General features: G+C 64.7%; 16 protein-coding genes. 11 read left to right on the top strand and 5 right to left on the bottom strand.

What is annotated here, in order from left to right:
• Positions 1-13: 13 nt before the first annotated feature.
• Complete coding sequence (locus tag QX126_RS15285; RefSeq protein ID WP_315718048.1) at positions 14-463, bottom strand: cupin domain-containing protein; 450 nt, start codon at positions 461-463, stop codon at positions 14-16.
• A gap of 131 nt (positions 464-594) precedes the next feature.
• On the opposite strand from QX126_RS15285, the gene QX126_RS15280 reads away from it, so the two are divergent.
• Positions 595-1,638 (top strand): AraC family transcriptional regulator, encoded by a 1,044-nt coding sequence (locus tag QX126_RS15280; protein WP_315781987.1) that lies wholly within the window; start codon positions 595-597, stop codon positions 1,636-1,638.
• Here QX126_RS15280 and QX126_RS15275 read toward each other — a convergent pair.
• On the bottom strand, positions 1,628-2,848 hold the full coding sequence (locus QX126_RS15275; RefSeq protein WP_315781985.1) for a polyhydroxyalkanoate depolymerase: 1,221 nt from the start codon (positions 2,846-2,848) through the stop codon (positions 1,628-1,630). The genes QX126_RS15280 and QX126_RS15275 overlap by 11 nt on opposite strands.
• Positions 2,849-3,039: 191 nt before the next feature.
• On the opposite strand from QX126_RS15275, the gene QX126_RS15270 reads away from it, so the two are divergent.
• The 3 genes from QX126_RS15270 (at position 3,040) to QX126_RS15260 (ending at position 5,263) form a co-directional block, all read left to right on the top strand.
• Complete coding sequence (locus QX126_RS15270; protein ID WP_315781984.1) at positions 3,040-3,693, top strand: glutathione S-transferase family protein; 654 nt, start codon at positions 3,040-3,042, stop codon at positions 3,691-3,693.
• Positions 3,694-4,043: 350 nt separating this feature from the next.
• The gene (locus QX126_RS15265) at positions 4,044-4,478 is read left to right on the top strand and encodes a cupin domain-containing protein (protein ID WP_315781982.1); all 435 of its coding nucleotides are present in this window, start codon (positions 4,044-4,046) and stop codon (positions 4,476-4,478) included.
• 308 nt (positions 4,479-4,786) lie between these two features.
• Positions 4,787-5,263, top strand: coding sequence for an HXXEE domain-containing protein (locus QX126_RS15260; RefSeq protein WP_315738615.1), 477 nt, complete (start codon positions 4,787-4,789; stop codon positions 5,261-5,263).
• Positions 5,264-5,286: 23 nt separating this feature from the next.
• Here the strand turns inward: QX126_RS15260 and QX126_RS15255 are convergent, their stop codons facing one another.
• Positions 5,287-5,559 (bottom strand): hypothetical protein, encoded by a 273-nt coding sequence (locus QX126_RS15255; RefSeq protein ID WP_315718054.1) that lies wholly within the window; start codon positions 5,557-5,559, stop codon positions 5,287-5,289.
• 134 nt (positions 5,560-5,693) lie between these two features.
• Between QX126_RS15255 and QX126_RS15250 the strand changes: the two genes are divergently transcribed.
• The 5 genes from QX126_RS15250 (at position 5,694) to QX126_RS15230 (ending at position 10,551) form a co-directional block, all read left to right on the top strand.
• Positions 5,694-6,071 carry a hypothetical protein gene (locus QX126_RS15250; RefSeq protein ID WP_315738614.1) on the top strand — a complete coding sequence of 126 codons (378 nt, stop codon included), beginning with the start codon at positions 5,694-5,696 and terminating at the stop codon, positions 6,069-6,071.
• A 78-nt stretch (positions 6,072-6,149) separates the two neighbouring features.
• Positions 6,150-6,989 carry an AraC family transcriptional regulator gene (locus tag QX126_RS15245; protein ID WP_315781980.1) on the top strand — a complete coding sequence of 280 codons (840 nt, stop codon included), beginning with the start codon at positions 6,150-6,152 and terminating at the stop codon, positions 6,987-6,989.
• Positions 6,990-7,149: 160 nt separating this feature from the next.
• Positions 7,150-8,076, top strand: a complete 927-nt coding sequence (locus QX126_RS15240) for an SMP-30/gluconolactonase/LRE family protein (protein ID WP_315781978.1) — start codon at positions 7,150-7,152, stop codon at positions 8,074-8,076.
• A 183-nt stretch (positions 8,077-8,259) separates the two neighbouring features.
• The gene (locus QX126_RS15235) at positions 8,260-8,853 is read left to right on the top strand and encodes a GNAT family protein (protein WP_315781976.1); all 594 of its coding nucleotides are present in this window, start codon (positions 8,260-8,262) and stop codon (positions 8,851-8,853) included.
• A 63-nt stretch (positions 8,854-8,916) separates the two neighbouring features.
• Complete coding sequence (locus QX126_RS15230) at positions 8,917-10,551, top strand: GMC family oxidoreductase (protein ID WP_315781975.1); 1,635 nt, start codon at positions 8,917-8,919, stop codon at positions 10,549-10,551.
• A 375-nt stretch (positions 10,552-10,926) separates the two neighbouring features.
• On the opposite strand, the gene QX126_RS15225 is transcribed toward QX126_RS15230, so the two are convergent.
• A complete protein-coding gene (locus QX126_RS15225) occupies positions 10,927-12,072 on the bottom strand; it encodes an ABC transporter substrate-binding protein (protein WP_315781973.1) in 1,146 nt (381 codons plus the stop codon).
• A gap of 177 nt (positions 12,073-12,249) precedes the next feature.
• On the opposite strand from QX126_RS15225, the gene QX126_RS15220 reads away from it, so the two are divergent.
• Together QX126_RS15220 and QX126_RS15215 are read left to right on the top strand one after the other, a co-directional pair.
• A complete protein-coding gene (locus QX126_RS15220) occupies positions 12,250-13,041 on the top strand; it encodes a helix-turn-helix transcriptional regulator (protein WP_315781971.1) in 792 nt (263 codons plus the stop codon).
• Positions 13,042-13,131: 90 nt separating this feature from the next.
• The gene (locus tag QX126_RS15215; protein WP_315738606.1) at positions 13,132-14,310 is read left to right on the top strand and encodes a cytochrome P450; all 1,179 of its coding nucleotides are present in this window, start codon (positions 13,132-13,134) and stop codon (positions 14,308-14,310) included.
• Positions 14,311-14,492: 182 nt separating this feature from the next.
• Here QX126_RS15215 and QX126_RS15210 read toward each other — a convergent pair whose 3' ends face one another.
• The gene (locus QX126_RS15210) at positions 14,493-14,975 is read right to left on the bottom strand and encodes a MarR family transcriptional regulator (RefSeq protein ID WP_315738605.1); all 483 of its coding nucleotides are present in this window, start codon (positions 14,973-14,975) and stop codon (positions 14,493-14,495) included.
• Between the last annotated feature and the right edge of the window lie 103 nt (positions 14,976-15,078).

The raw sequence follows: 15,078 nt of genomic DNA, 5'->3' as shown, positions 1-15,078 counted from the left end.
CCGGCGCTGCCGCCTAGTCGTTGGCCTCGGGCGGCAGAAAGTCGACCTCGTGCTCCGCCGAGATCCGCACCACTTCGGCCGGGTCGGCGAGATTGTCCAGCATGTTGAACAGCGCCTCCAGCTTCTGCATCGGCGACACCCAGAACAGCGCGCGCGCCGGCTTGTCGGATTTGTTGAAATAGCCATGCGGAATGCCGCGCGGCATGCGCACGAGGTCGCCGGCATTCGCCTTGACCCAGACGCCGTCGAGCTTGAGGTCGAGGACGCCTTCCTGCACCAGGATGAACTCGTCCTGGGTGGGATGAACGTGAACCGGCACGAACTGCCCGGGCTCGCTGTTGGTCTCGAAGGCGAACGTGGAGTCGGTGACGGCCTTGGGATAATAGAGCTGACCCAGGATATTCCAGGTCTTGCCGGCATAGCCGGTACCTGCGCGCGTGATGCCTTTTTCGAGTGTGATCATGGCGGATCTCCTTGCTGCACGCATGGGAGGATCAAGCCGGGGCGACGCCAAGTCTATCCAGAAAACGAATCCCTCGACGTCAGTTGCTAATTATTATAGGTTTCAAACGATCTCGACGGACGACGTAGGCCATGACTGCAGGTGCAGCCGCTGATCGTAGTTGGAAGTCACCGGCTGAGCCGCGGCTTACAGCCTATGGCCGTGTTGCAACGCACGATGTCGATGAGGCCGCTGAACAAATAGGCCGCATCTTCTGTCCGCATGGGCTGCAACCGGAGGCCGATACTGCGCGCGATTTCCTGGCTCTGCATAATTGTGCGGCATTCGATGGCTTTTCCATCAACTACGTCGCCTATGGCGGTGCGGTAACCATCGATCCCGGCTGTCTCGACCGCTTCTTCCTGCTGCAGCTTCCGCTGGCGGGGACCGCGCGGGTTTTCGCCGGGGCCGGCGAGGTCGCCACGGCGCCAGACCATGCAGCATCGCTGCTGTCGCCGACATTGCCCACGCGTATGGTCTGGGACGCTTGCGCTCAGTTGATCCTGTTGCTCGACCGCCGTCTCGTGGAACAGCGCGCTGCCGCGCTGTCCGGGCGCGCGGTGCAACCGATCGAATTCGATCCCGCGATCGCGCTGTCGGGACGTCATGGCTCGCGGCTCCGGGCTCACATGCTTGGGCTCGCCGACCTCGCCGAGCGTCTCGGCGGTGGGCGCGGCCTGCCATCGGTTGCGGCAGCCAATTGGCGCGAGACGCTGCTGGATATTCTGTTCGAGCAGCCGGGCAATGGCCTGGCGGAGGCGATCAGGCTGCATTCCGGCCGGGTCGAGACGCTGCCGCAGGCCGTCCGCCGGGCGCGAGATCTCCTGGCGGCGCACGCAGCCGAACCGCTCGATCTGGCGCAACTCGCGGCGTCGTCAGGAGTGGGGATCCGGGCGCTGCAAGGCGGCTTCCGCCGCCATTTCGGCATGTCGATCTCCGACATGCTGCTCGACATCCGGCTGGCGCGGCTCAATGCGCAATTGATGGCGGCTCCGCCGGAGGCGCGGATCATCGACATCGCCTTCGACCTCGGCTTCACCCATCTCGGGCGGATGGCGGGTGCCTATCGCGACAAGTTCGGGGAGGCGCCGTCGGCGACACTGCAACGCGTGCAGCGCGGCCGCTTCACGAATTGACGTGAACGAAATCCCGCAGCAGCGGATAGATCTCGTTATTCCACTTCTTGCCACTGAACACGCCGTAATGGCCGACGCCGGCCTGCATGTGATGGACGCGGCGATAGGCACGTACATTGGTGCAGATGTCCTGCGCCGAGAGCGTCTGTCCGATCGAGCAGATGTCGTCGCGCTCGCCTTCCACCGTCATCAGGCCGATGCGCCGCACGGCTTTCGGATCGACGGGACGGCCGCGATGCATCAGCTTGCCCTGCGGCAGCAGATGCTCCTGGAACACGTCGCGCACGGTCTCGATGTAGAACTCGGCGGGAAGGTCCATGACCGCGAAATACTCGTCGTAGAACGTCTTGATGGTCTCCGCCTTCTCGACCTCACCCTTGGCGAGATGATTGGCGAGATCCATGTGCTGTTTCACATGGCGCTCGAGATTCATCGATACGAAGGCCGTGAGCTGCACGAAGCCGGGATAGACCTTGCGGAACGCGCCCCTGCACTGGAAGGGCACGTAGTGGATCAGGTTGTCCTCGAACCAGTCGATCGGCTTGCTCTTGGCGAACTCGTTGACCTTGGTCGGCTGGATCCGCGTGTCGATCGGTCCGGCCATCAAGGTCAAGGTGGCGGGGCGCGACGGATGGTTGTCCTCGCACATCACGGCGGTGGCCGCGAGCGCGGAGACCGACGGTTGGCAGATCGCCACCATGTGCGGCCGCGGACCGAGCTGGCCGAGGAAGGTGATGAGATGATCGGTGTAGTCTTCCAGCCCGAAGCGACCATGATCGCGCGGGATGTCGCGCGGATTGTGCCAGTCGGTGATGTAGACGTCGTGGTCCTGCAGCAGTGTCTTCACGGTGCCCCGCAGCAGCGTGGCAAAATGGCCGGACATCGGTGCGACCAGCAGCACCTTGGGCTGATCCGGCGCAGCGTCCTTCTTGAAGTGCAGGAGCGAGCCGAACGGTGTCTTGAACGTGACCTCTTCGGTGACGGCGAGTTCGCGGTTGCCGACCGTCACGCTGTCGATGCCATACGCCGGGCGAGCGTAGGTCAAGGCCGCGCGGGAGATCAGCTCGAGCGCGGCGGACAGACGCCGCATGGCGCGGCTGGATAGCCCTGATGGGATCAGGTTGAGATAGCGCATGGCGGCTGCTGCGCTCTGGCGCCACGGCTCGGTCAGGTCCATGTGGTTCTGATAGGCTTGGTACAGCAGCGCCATCGCGTCCGATCCATTACATGCATCGCTGTATGCAATATCGGAGCCAGAGTGGCCGAGTCTTGCCTGAAAAACTGGCATGTCGCTTGCTCGCTGAAATCTCTGACGTATCCGGCTCCGCGCATGATGCCGCTCGCACGAGCGGCACGGTGGGCGAACGACAAGCGGCAAAGCGGCAAGAGGGTAGGGGCGACATGGCCAAAGCGACGTTGACCATCAGCAGCAAGAATTACTCGTCGTGGTCGCTGCGCGGCTGGCTGCTCGCAAAATTTTCCGGGCTCGATTTCGACGAGGTCGTGGTCGGTCCGGACGACGCATCGGCGCGCGCCGAGATCCTGCTGCTGTCGTCCTCGATCCTGGTGCCGTGCCTGCGCCACGATGGTGCGACGATCTGGGATACGCTGGCGATCGGCGAGTATCTCAACGAGACCTTTCCGGAGGCGGGCCTACTGCCTGCCGACCGCATTCAGCGCGCGCATTGCCGCTCGATTTCGGGCGAGATCCATTCCGGCTTCACGACCCTGCGGGCGTCGCTGCCGGTCAATCTCAAGGGTCGCTTTCCGGGCTTCAAGGTCTGGACGCGGGCGCAGGCCGACATCGACCGCATCTGGGCGATCTGGCGCGACTGCCTGGACAGATCCGGCGGCCCATTTCTGTTCGGCGGGCGCGGCATGGCGGATGCGATGTATGCGCCGGTGGTGACGCGCTTCGTGACTTATGACGTGAAGCTCGAGCCGCAGCTCAGGGCCTATGCCGACCTGATCATGGCGCTGCCGGAGATGCAGCAATGGATCGAGGCCGCCAAGGCCGAGCCCGAGGAGATCGAGGAGCTGGAGGTCGAGTACTAGGGTCCTGCCGTCAGCGGCCCGTGCCCGCGGCCCTTTGCAGCTGCCGGCTCCGGCGAGAACGGCTCATGCCACGGGCAGGTGCTGCTCAATTTGAAGCCGGATCTGCGTCTTCGCGGCGCGTGGCGTGAGCTGTCAGCACGTCACCATTGCCGTGTGGCGTCGGCCAAAACCCGGTTGTTGGCAATCGGTTCGGCCCGCGATGGCGCGCCTGGCCTGCCGATCTTTGCGTTGCAAACGGGGCGTGGCGTGGTTTTCGCATGGCACAATCCGCTTTCGGACGTGGTGGCCTCTGTGGCCGATCGATGGGCCGCAACGGTCGCCGATGTCGCGATCAACCGGTGGAGGCCGTCATGAACCAGCATGCAGTGGTGACCAAGTTCTCGCAAGTGAAGCCCGACGACACCGCCTACACGGGCGGCGGGCTGCGCGACTTCTTCCTGTATCGCGATCTGGGCATCGCCGACGCCACCGGCGGGCAGGTGATCTGCCACCTCGTCAAGGCCAATCCGGATTGTCCGCCGGTGGATGGCACCGGCTGGCATCGCCATGATTGCGATTTCCAGATCGTCATCATGATGAAGGGCTGGGCCCGCTTCATGTACGAGGACAAGCCGACCCTGGTGAAGGCCGGCGACGTCGTGCACCAGCGTCCCGGCATCGTGCACTACCTCTACGATTATTCGCCTGACATGGAATATATGGAGATCGTCAGCCCGGCCGACTTCAAGACGGTCGAGATGCCGCCGGCGACCGACAACGTGCCCCCGGTCACGCCGTGGACCTGAACGCCTGAGCTCCTTCTCCGTTAATCTTTGGCATCCGGTTGCGGCAAGCGGCCGGAGGCTTCTCCTCACGATGTGGTGCGTCGTCTCTATTGTGTCCGACATCTAGCGTGAACAGATCGCGTACCAGATGCGGCGTCCGATTCGGACGCGATTCGTTCCAGCAGCGTTCCAGGGATTAAGACGGCAAGGCAGCGGCGTCGCATTTTGAAACACGGCACGCGCGCTGCCTGTCTCGCGCCTTGGTGCCCTACATTGCCCCTTGCGACCGGTCTGGCGCCGGTCCATCACCCGCGAGGGGAGCATCGATCATGACCTTGACCACATTGGCTTGGCTCGCGCTCGCGGCCTATGGCGCGCATATTCTCGAGGAATACACGTTCGATTGGCGCAATTGGGCGCGTGCGGTGATGAAGCTGCCGGTCGAGTGGAGCGACTTCTACGTGACGAACGCGCTGGTGGTCGTGCTCGGCGCGGTGCAGGCAGAGCTTGCCGAGACATGGCCGCCGGCCGCGCTCGCCTACGCAGCGCTGATGATTATCAACGCCATCTTCTTCCACATTCTGCCGTTCCTGCGCAGTGGAGGCAGATTCTCGCCGGGGCTGGCGACGGCGCTGATTCTGTTCTTTCCGATCGCAATTGCGATGTGGCGGCGGGCGTGGGGTGACGGTGTGCTCGACGTTGGAACGGCTGTCCTTGCGGTCGTCACCGGCGCGTTGCTGATGGCCTATCCGGTCGTGATGCTCAATCTGCGTTCGAAACCGTATTTTCGGCAAGACCGGCCCTGAGCAGAACTCAGGGCCCGGTGTGATCAATAAGACGAAGCGCGATCGGCAACGAAGCTCGGCTGCGGACGGCGTCCATTGCGCTCATCAAATCGCGCGCGCGGGAAGCGCCAGCCGATGACAGTGGCTTCGAGCGCGCCGCCGGATTCCTTGTTGTGCCATTTGCCATCAATGTAGAAACAGGGGAACGGAAGTTGATAGGTGCCGCTGTGATCCTCGCACAACACCTCGACCGTCTGCCCCGGCGGTGGCTCACCGCTGCCGTCGAATTGCGCCAGCCGTTTTTCGCGCGTAGCCATTCTGTCCATCTCCCTAAAAACGGGTCCCGGCCGGAACTTCAATGCGCGATTGAGGTCTCAGTATGGTATCAATCAGGAAACTCCGTCAGTTCCACGCAAAATCATGTGTTGGGCAAGCCAATGAGAAAATTGTGATGCGAAAATTCGTTGCCGCGCGAATCATCTTTGCCGCGAGCGTGCTCGCGATATGTGTGAGTTCTGCCGGACATGCGCAGGATATTCCGGGCATCGAAATCTGCACTGCAGAAAAGGCGATGGATCGACGGACATCATGTCTGCAGAGCAATATCGATTTCCTGCAGAAGACGATGACCAAGCAATCGCTCGATCAGCAGCAGAAGCTCGATGCGGCGAATCGCCAGATCCAGGCGCTAAAGGCCGCGCTGATCTCGCAGCAGGGCCTGATCGACGAGCTGAAGGCGTCGCAGGCGAAGCTCGCGGACGAGCTGAGGAAGAAGGCCGATGCGCCGGCTGCCAAGGACGCGGCGCCGGCGAAGCCGACCAGCAAATAGCACGGTCCGCAGCGCAATAACGATCAAGCGCACGTGGATCTCCGCGCGCAGGATCGGGCGCTTCGATAGGAGAGAGGCGTGTCCACCAACCCGGCCCAGAAGGCGCTCTGGTTCATCGAGAGCCATCTGTCGGCGCCGTTGACGTTGGATGACGTGGCGGCCATCGCCGGCGTGTCGCGCTTCCACATCGTGCGCGCGTTCGCGGCGGCGACCGGCGTCTCGGTGATGCGCTATGTCAGGCTGCGCCGTCTCAGCGAGGCGGCACGGGCTCTGGCCTCTGGCGCACCCGACATTCTCAGTCTCGCGCTTGAGGCTGACTACGGCTCCCACGAAGCGTTCACGCGCGCGTTCCGCGACCAGTTTGGCGTCACGCCGGAATCGGTGCGCGCCAACCCATGCCTCGATGGCCTGCCGCTTCAGGAGCCGATCATGATGGACCAGACCCCGCTCGACGATCTCGCCGCCCCGCGCTTCGTGACGGCCAAGCCCCTGCTCGTGGCGGGCGTCTCCGAACGCTTCAGCCACGACAATGGGGCCGGTATCCCGGCGCTGTGGCAGCGCTTCCACCAGGGGGTGCACGAGATCCCGGCTCGCATCGGAGATGTCGCCTACGGTGTCTGCTGCAACGGCGACGATGCCGGAAATTTCGACTACGTGGCAGGAGTCGCGGTGACCGACTTCTCCGACCTGCCGCGCAGCTTCGCCAAGGTTCGGATTCCCGCCGCGACCTTTGCCGTGTTCGCCCATCCGGGCCACGTCTCGACCATCCGCCGCACCGTCAACACGATCTGGAATCACTGGCTGCCGCAATCGGGCTGCACGGTCGCCGACGCACCGAGCTTCGAACGCTACGATCAGCGCTTCGATCCGAGGACCGGTGATGGCGGGTTCGAGATCTGGGTTCCGGTGATTCGCTGACCCCCGCCGGAGGCGTCCCGGATTTGTGTCGAGACGCTGCAGGCCAGCCCTGCGGCGCCGGACCCCGTCGATTGCTTGGCAAGCAGCGGCACGTTTGCGATAACCTCACGCCTAACAACAAATGCGCCGCAGCGCGGCGACGAAAGCGGGAGGTCGTCCGATGTCCGACATGCGCGTGCTCGCCACCGATCTGGAATTTCCGGAAGGGCCCGTGGTGATGCCCGACGGCTCGGTGGTGCTGGTCGAGATCCGCGGCAAGCGCCTGACGCGGGTGTTTCCCGACGGCCGCAAGGAGGTCGTGGCGCAGATTCCGGGCGGGCCGAACGGCGCAGCCCTAGGGCCCGACGGCAAGATCTACATCTGCAACAATGGCGGCTTCTCCTGGATTCCGACCGGCAAGATGATCATGCCGGGCCCGCAGCCCGAGGATTATCTCGGCGGCTCGATCCAGCGCGTCGATCTGCAGAGCGGCAAGATCGAGACCGTGGTCAGCCGCTGCGGCGAGCATGAGCTGCGCGGGCCGAATGACCTCGTATTCGACCGCCATGGCGGCCTGTGGTTCTCCGATCTCGGCAAGCGCCGCGCCCGCGACATGGATGTCGGCGCGTTCTATTATCTCAAGCCCGGCATGAGCGAGATCGTCGAGGCCGTCCACGGCATCCTGCCGGCCAATGGCATCGGGCTGGCGCCGGATGAGAAGACCGTCTACATCGCGGAGACGCCGACCGCGCGTCTCTGGGCCTACGATCTCACCGAGCCCGGCACGGTGAAGCCGCGCGAGGTGATCTATCGCGGCGAGCGCGGCCGGCCGATCGCGGGCCTCGGCGGCTACCAGATGTTCGATTCGCTCGCGGTCGAGGCGAACGGCAATGTCTGCGTCGCCACGCTGGTGACCGGCTGCATCAGCGTGATCGCGCCCGACGGCACGCTGGTCGAGCAGGTGCCGACCGGTGACCGCGTCACGACCAACATTGCCTTCGGCGGTCCCGAGCTGAAGACGGCCTACATCACGCTGTCGGGCAGGGGTGAGCTGGTGGCGATGGACTGGCCGCGGCCGGGCCTGCCGCTGAATTTTCTGAACAAGTAGGACAGCTGGGCATCGTCATGACGCTGCGCGGATGATAACGAGCAACGTAGAACGTTCTCGGAATTGCTCCTCATGGTGAGGAGCGCCGTAGGCGCGTCTCGAACCATGAGGCCCGACCTCGGCCTCATCCTTCGAGACGCAGCGCTGCGCGCTGCTCCTCAGGATGAGGGGAAGGAGTGTCAAATGCCCTTTCTCGAACCGGTCACCCTCCGCGGCGCGCACGCCAGCCTCGTGCCGCTGTCATCAGACCATCACGACGCGCTGGTCGAGGCCGTCAGCGACGGCGAATTGTGGAAGCTGTGGTACACCGCAGTTCCGAAACCCGAGACCATGGCCAAGGAGATCGAGCGCCGGCTCGGCCTGCTCGCGGCCGGCAGCATGCAGCCGTTCACGGTGCTCGACCCCGACGGCCGCGTCGCCGGCATGACGACCTACATGAACGTCGATGCCGCCAACCGTCGCGTCGAGATCGGCTCGACCTGGTATGCGAAGCGGGTGCAGCGCAGCGCGCTCAACACCCAGTGCAAGCGGCTGCTGCTGGCGCACGCCTTCGAGGCGATGAACTGCATCGCGGTCGAGTTCCGAACGCATTTCTTCAACCACCAGAGCCGTCGCGCCATCGAGCGGCTCGGCGCCAAGCTGGACGGCATTTTGCGCAGCCACCAGATCGCGCCGAACGGCACGCTGCGGGATACCGTCGTCTACAGCATCACCGCGGCCGAATGGCCAACCGTGAAGGTGCATCTCGACTACCAATTGAATGACAAGCCGCGCTGATCGCGCTATGGCCGCTTGCCGCCTGGCGCGGCTGACGACGACGAGACCGGGACGACAGACGAGATGGATACGTTCGATTATGTGATCGTGGGGGCCGGCTCCGCCGGTTGCGTGCTCGCCAGCCGCCTCAGCGAGGACCCGTCGGTGACGGTGTGCGTGCTGGAGGCCGGGCCGCGCGACTGGCACCCCTACATCCATCTGCCGGCCGGCTTCATCAAGACCTTCTACATGAAGAGCATCAATTGGGGCTACCAGCAGGAGCCGGGACCCTACACCGCCGGGCGCAGCATCTACGCGCCGCGCGGCAAGACGCTCGGCGGCTCCTCCTCGATCAACGGCCATGTCTACAACCGCGGCCAGCGCCAGGATTTCGACACCTGGGCGCAGATGGGCAATCGCGGCTGGAGCTATTCCGATGTGCTGCCGCACTTCAAGCGCATGGAGAAGCGCATCGGCGCCGGCGAGGATCAGTATCGCGGCCGCGACGGCAACCTCATCGTCACCACCATGGAGTGGAAGGACGCGCTGTGCGAGGCCTTCATGGACGGCGCGGTGTCGCTCGGAATCCCGCGCAATCCCGACTACAACGGTGCGATCCAGGAAGGCGTCTCCTACGTCCAGCGCACCATTCAGAACGGCCGCCGCGTGTCGTCGGCAACCGCGTTCTTGCGTCCGGCCAGCAAGCGGCCGAACGTCGAGGTGCGCACCCATGCGCATGCCACCGGCGTCGTGCTCGAAGGCAAGCGTGCGGTCGGCGTGCGCTATAGCCGTGGCGGGCGCGGCGGCGTCCCGGTCGAGGTGCGCGCGCGAAAAGAAGTGATCCTGTCCGGCGGCACCTACAATTCGCCGCAGCTGCTGCAGCTGTCCGGCATCGGTGCGCCCGAGCTGCTGCAGGAGCACGGCATCGAGGTGCGTCATGCGCTCCGAAGCGTCGGCGAGGGCCTGCAGGACCACTACGCGCCGCGCACGGTGGCGCGCGTCAAGAACATCAAGACCATCAACGAGCTCGCGCGCGGCGTGAATCTGTGGGGCGAGGCGCTGAAATGGGCGGTGACGCGGCGCGGCATCCTGTCGCTGTCGCCGACCATGGTCTACTGCTTCTGGCATTCCGGCGAGACCGCCGAAAGCTCCGACCTGCAGCTCACCTTCACGCCGGCGAGCTACAAGGAGGGCGTGCAGGGCCAGCTCGAGGACGAGCCCGGCATGACGGTCGCGTCGTGGCAGCAGCGACCGGAGAGCCGCGGCTATGTGCGGCTGCGCTCGGCCGATCCGTTCGCGCCGCCGCTGATCCAGACCAACTATCTCACCGCCGAGCTCGATCGCCGCGTCGTCGTCGCCGGCATGAAGCTGGCGCGGCGGCTGCTCGCCTCCGCGCCGCTCGCGCCGTACTACGCGTACGAGGATTTTCCTGGGCCGAAGGTGCAAGGCGATGACGAGCTCCTGGCAGCCGCAACGCAGCGTGCCACCACCACGTTCCATCCCGGCTGTTCCTGCCGCATGGGCCCGGCGGACTCGACCTGGGCCACGGTCGACGACCAGCTCCGCGTCCACGGCCTTCAGGGCCTGCGCGTCGCCGATGCCTCGATCATGCCGCGCATGATCTCCGCCAACCTCAATGCTGCGACCTTGATGATCGGCGACAAGGCGGCGGATTTGATTTTGGGCAAGGCGCCGGTGGGGGAGAGGCTGTCGGCGTAGTGGGGCGCCCCACACTCGGCACTTGCTTGGAGGTCGGGCAATTACCCCAGCGGAGGTGAGCTCCCCTCCCCCTTGCGGGGAGGGGTCGGGGGTGGGGGTCCACGGGCGCTGAACTCCGTTGTGGGCGCGCTGTCGGCAGGGCGCTGTTGTTTCGCAAGAGCGAACCACGATATCTGCAAGTCGTGATCTATCGCACGAGTCAAAGCAAGCCGAGGGTGGCCCGGCGAGCTAACGATGTGGACACGGTTCGGAGCTCTCAATCGCTCATCATTTAGAGCAGGACTCGCGGACCCCCCACCCCCGCCCCCTCCCCGCAAGGGGGAGGGGAGCTCACTGCCCGTGCGGCAGGCGGCGGTCACGCGCGACGTGCACAAACTACTTCACCAGCCTGAATCTCCCGCCCTCGACCTTGATCAGAAACGCCGAGCGCTCGTCGTAGCCGTTGTGGTCGGTCGGGCTCATGTTGGACAGGCCGTTGTTGAGATAGACGTCCTTGCCGCGCTCCAGCGCGTCGCGCAGGGCGCTACGAAACTCCGGGGTGCCGGGCTTGGCGGCCTTCAGTGCGCCGGGAATCGCGCCCTTTAGCAAGGTGACCGTGTCCCACAGATGCGCGGCGAAGATGTTCGGCTTGTCGCCGTTGGCGGCCTGATAGGCGGTCACGAATGCGTCGTTGGCCCGACGGAACGGATCCTCAGGCGCGAGATCGTCGGCGATCGAGAACGCCTCGCCGGCGAATACCGCACCCTCGACATTCTCCTTGCCGAGCTTGATGAACTCCTGCGTCGCGACGCCGTGGGTCTGGAAGATCTTGCCCGCATAGCCGCGCTCGCGCAGCGCCTGCTGCGGCAGCACAGCCGGCGTGCCGGCCGAGGCGATGAACACCGCATCCGGATTGGTGGCGATCACCTTGAGCGCCTGGCCGGTGACGCTGGTGTCGCCGCGGGCATAGACCTCGTGGGTGGTCACCGTGAGCCCGAGCTTCGGCGCCAGCTTCGTCACCTCCTGATAGTAGCCTTCGCCATAACCGTCGGACACGCCGATGAAGCCGAGTGTCTTCACCCCCGTCTTGGCGATGTATTTGAGCATCGCCGCGGCCATGATGTCGTCATTGGGCACGACCTTGAACGCCCATCTGCGCTTGTCGTCCATCGGCTGCACGATCGCGGTCGAGGCCGCCAGCGACAGCAGCGGCGTCCTGCTTTCGAGCGCGACGTCGAGCAGCGGCATGGTGACCGGCGTCAGCGACGAGCCGATGATGACGTCGACACCATCCTGGATCACCAGCCGACGCGCGTTCTGCAATCCCTTCACGCTGTCGGATTCGTCGTCGAGCGCGATATAGACGATCTTCTCGCCGCCGATCTCCTTCGGCAGCGCAGCTACCGCCTTGATCTGCGGCTGCCCGAGCGCCGAGCCGGGCCCGGTTGCGGACACCACGATACCGACCTTGATGTCGGCGCGCGCGGGCGAGCCGAAAGCCATCGTTGCAGCAATTCCGATCGCCGTGAGCGCGGCTCTCATCGTGGTTCCTCCCCGTTGAGCGTGCTCGGCGCGTTGACTGGCCGAGACTTTGGCCGATGAGCGTAGCCGGACTGGCGGCCCCGTGTCTGTCCCCGTGGTTGGTGACGCGGGGCGGCGCTTCCAGCCGAGGCGGGTTGCTGCTAGGTTTCGGCGAACAAAGAGATCCGGGAGGAACGCATGGAGGCTCAGGGGCCTGGTATCGACGCGGCCGGCGCCGTCGGCGCGATGGTGCTCGCGATCGGACAGCCCGAGTTTCCGCAAGTCCTGATCGAGACGCTGCGCACCGTTGCCGATGTCGGCCACTGCATGGTGTTCACCTTCGAGAACCAGCGCTCGGCGCGCTGCCTGCTCAGCACGGGGAACATCGCGATCGGGCCTGATCTCGGCGCGGCCTATTCGGAGCATTTCCACACGGCCGATCCAAACCGGGACACGATCTTCCGCAGGCGCGCGGACGCGCGCTACATCCTGCTGCCGAATTTCGCGCGCCGCATGTACCCGAAGGGCTACCGCAAGCTGTTCTTCGAAGATTCCGAGATCGTCGACAAGGCTGCCACCGCGATCTGGGTCGGCGAGCACTGCACCTACGTGAACTTCTATCGCACCGCTGTGCAAGGCGGTTTTGCGCCCCACGAGCGCCAGCGCATCGCCGCGGTCGCCCCGATCGTGGGGACCATCGTCGCGCGTCATTGCCAGGATCGCGCCGCCGCGATGGATCCGGCCGACAAATTTGCTTCGTTGTTTGCCGCCGGCGGACCGCTGTCGGTGCTGACCGCGCGGGAGAAGGACGTCTGCCGTCGCATCCTCGAAGGCTTCACCTCCGAGGCGATCGCCGGGGATCTTGGCATCGCCCTCAACTCCGTCTTCACCTATCGCAAGCGCGCCTATGAAAGGCTCGGCATCGCCTCGCAGAACGAGCTGTTTGCGATCGCCCTCCGCCTGATGGCGACACCGCGGCCGCTGAACTGAGCGAGGAGGGCTCGCCTGCTGTCACCCATCGCCGGGACAGACGTTGCCGGAGCGTGCAGCTAGCCTGCGCCGTCAGACCGGAGACCGAGAGTGAGCACAGCACCGCGCTTCGATATCGATACCGCCACCTTCTGGGCCGATCCCTATCCGGCGCTGGCGCGCATGCGCCAGGAGGCGCCGATCGCCTTCGTGCCGCAGCTCGGCAGTACGCTGTTGTGCCGTCGCGACGACATCTTCGTGTCCGAGAAGCAGATCGACGTCTTCAGCTCGCATCAGCCGCAGGGCCTGATGAACCGGCTGATGGGCCACAACATGATGCGCAAGGATGGCGCGGCGCACATGGCCGAGCGCCAGGCGATCGCGCCGGCGGTGTCGCCGCGGGCCGTGCGGGTGCACTGGCTGGCGCAGTTCCAGGCCCATGCCGACCGGCTGATCGACGCGCTCGATCCCACCGCCGACGTGGACCTCGTCCGCGACTTCGCATTGCCGTTCTCGGCCGAGTGCCTGAAGCTGATCACCGGCCTCACCAACATGCGCTTTCAGGACATGAATGCGTGGTCGCAGGCGATGATCGACGGCATCGCCAACTACACCGCCGATCCCGCGGTCGAGGCGCGTTGCAGCGCCGCGACTGCCGGCATCGACGCCGCAATCGACGACATGCAGCCGGTGCTGGAGAAGACCCCGAACCAGAGCCTGCTTGGCGTGATGCTTGCCACGCAAATGCCGATGGAGAGCATCCGCGCCAACATCAAGCTCGCCATCTCGGGTGGCCAGAACGAGCCGCGCGATGCGATCGCCGGCACGGTGTGGGCGCTGCTGACGCATCCCGATCAGCTCGCGCTGGCCCTCAATGGCGAGGTGCGCTGGCTGCAGGTATTCGAGGAATATGCCCGCTGGATCTCGCCGATCGGCATGACGCCCCGGCGCATCGCCAAGCCCTGGACGATTCGCGATGTCGCCTTCGAACCGGAGGAGCGCGTGTTCCTGATGTTCGGCTCGGCCAACCGCGACGAGACGCATTTTTCCGAGCCGGATCGCTTCGACATCCGCCGCGACGTCTCCAAGAGCATCGCCTTCGGCGCCGGTCCGCATTTCTGCGCCGGCGCCTGGGCCTCGCGGGCGATGATTGCCGAGGTCGCATTGCCGACGCTGTTTGCGCGGCTGCCGAACCTGAGGCTCCGAAACACCGAGCCCGTGCGCATCGGCGGCTGGGCCTTCCGCGGCCTGCTGAATCTGCCGGTGACCTGGAACGCGGGGCCGAATTGACGGACGCAATCCTCTTGCGTCGCGACCATCGACATTCCGGGGCAAGGCCGTAGGCCTTGAACCCGGAATCTCGAGATTGTGTCGGCACCCGCAACCGCGTAGTTGGACGAGATCACATAGCTCGCGGCCAGTGTGAAGCAGTCGTCCCAGGTGATAGGTGAAGGCTGAGGTGCCAAAACGACCTAGAGGCCGGTGAGCAATTTCTTGAGAAGAGCGTTGAGCGTCTTCTGTTCCGCCGGTGTCAGGACGGAAATCAATCGTGCCTCCAGGGCCACCATTGGACCAATCAGATCGTCGATCGCGCGCTTGCCGGCAGGGGTTAACGCAATTTGCCTGCCACGTCGGTCATTGGGATCGGGGTATCGTTCGACCAATCCGGCGCGCTCCAACCGATCGAGGCGGTTCGTCATGCCGCCTGAAGAGATCATTGCCGCTTCATAGAGCTGGGTCGGTGAAAGCATATAGGGCTCACCGGCGCGCCTGAGGGGCGTGAGGACGTCAAACTCGCCAACCTGTAGCCCTGCTTCTGCGAGCAATGGGTTCATGTGGTCGCGGATCACCCGTGCGGCGGCGTCAAGCAAACGCCCCACGAGCTCTACAGGCAGCGTTGGAAGATCAGGGCGCTCCCGAGCCCATTGTTTTGAAGCGATCTCGGCACGATCCATGGGCAAGTGTCTTTCGATAAAGTATCTTGATATTAAGATACATTTGGACTACCGCTATGAGGCGAGGCGACAGCTTGGCCTCATAGGTCTTGGAAGGAAAGCG

It is taken from the genome of Bradyrhizobium sp. SZCCHNPS1003 (assembly GCF_032381555.1).
GTDB lineage: Bacteria > Pseudomonadota > Alphaproteobacteria > Rhizobiales > Xanthobacteraceae > Bradyrhizobium.
The sequence above is the reverse complement of the archived record's forward strand: the minus strand, read 5'-3'. Positions and strand labels throughout refer to the sequence as shown.

Coding starts and splice junctions, on each gene's coding strand:
- QX126_RS15210 (WP_315738605.1), bottom strand. CDS start 14,975: ATGGATCGTGCCGAGATCGCTTCAAAACAATGGGCTCGGGAGCGCCCT.
- QX126_RS15280 (WP_315781987.1), top strand. CDS start 595: ATGACTGCAGGTGCAGCCGCTGATCGTAGTTGGAAGTCACCGGCTGAG.
- QX126_RS15220 (WP_315781971.1), top strand. CDS start 12,250: ATGGAGGCTCAGGGGCCTGGTATCGACGCGGCCGGCGCCGTCGGCGCG.
- QX126_RS15235 (WP_315781976.1), top strand. CDS start 8,260: ATGCCCTTTCTCGAACCGGTCACCCTCCGCGGCGCGCACGCCAGCCTC.
- QX126_RS15275 (WP_315781985.1), bottom strand. CDS start 2,848: ATGGCGCTGCTGTACCAAGCCTATCAGAACCACATGGACCTGACCGAG.
- QX126_RS15285 (WP_315718048.1), bottom strand. CDS start 463: ATGATCACACTCGAAAAAGGCATCACGCGCGCAGGTACCGGCTATGCC.
- QX126_RS15265 (WP_315781982.1), top strand. CDS start 4,044: ATGAACCAGCATGCAGTGGTGACCAAGTTCTCGCAAGTGAAGCCCGAC.
- QX126_RS15255 (WP_315718054.1), bottom strand. CDS start 5,559: ATGGCTACGCGCGAAAAACGGCTGGCGCAATTCGACGGCAGCGGTGAG.
- QX126_RS15240 (WP_315781978.1), top strand. CDS start 7,150: ATGTCCGACATGCGCGTGCTCGCCACCGATCTGGAATTTCCGGAAGGG.
- QX126_RS15260 (WP_315738615.1), top strand. CDS start 4,787: ATGACCTTGACCACATTGGCTTGGCTCGCGCTCGCGGCCTATGGCGCG.
- QX126_RS15225 (WP_315781973.1), bottom strand. CDS start 12,072: ATGAGAGCCGCGCTCACGGCGATCGGAATTGCTGCAACGATGGCTTTC.
- QX126_RS15270 (WP_315781984.1), top strand. CDS start 3,040: ATGGCCAAAGCGACGTTGACCATCAGCAGCAAGAATTACTCGTCGTGG.
- QX126_RS15250 (WP_315738614.1), top strand. CDS start 5,694: ATGCGAAAATTCGTTGCCGCGCGAATCATCTTTGCCGCGAGCGTGCTC.
- QX126_RS15230 (WP_315781975.1), top strand. CDS start 8,917: ATGGATACGTTCGATTATGTGATCGTGGGGGCCGGCTCCGCCGGTTGC.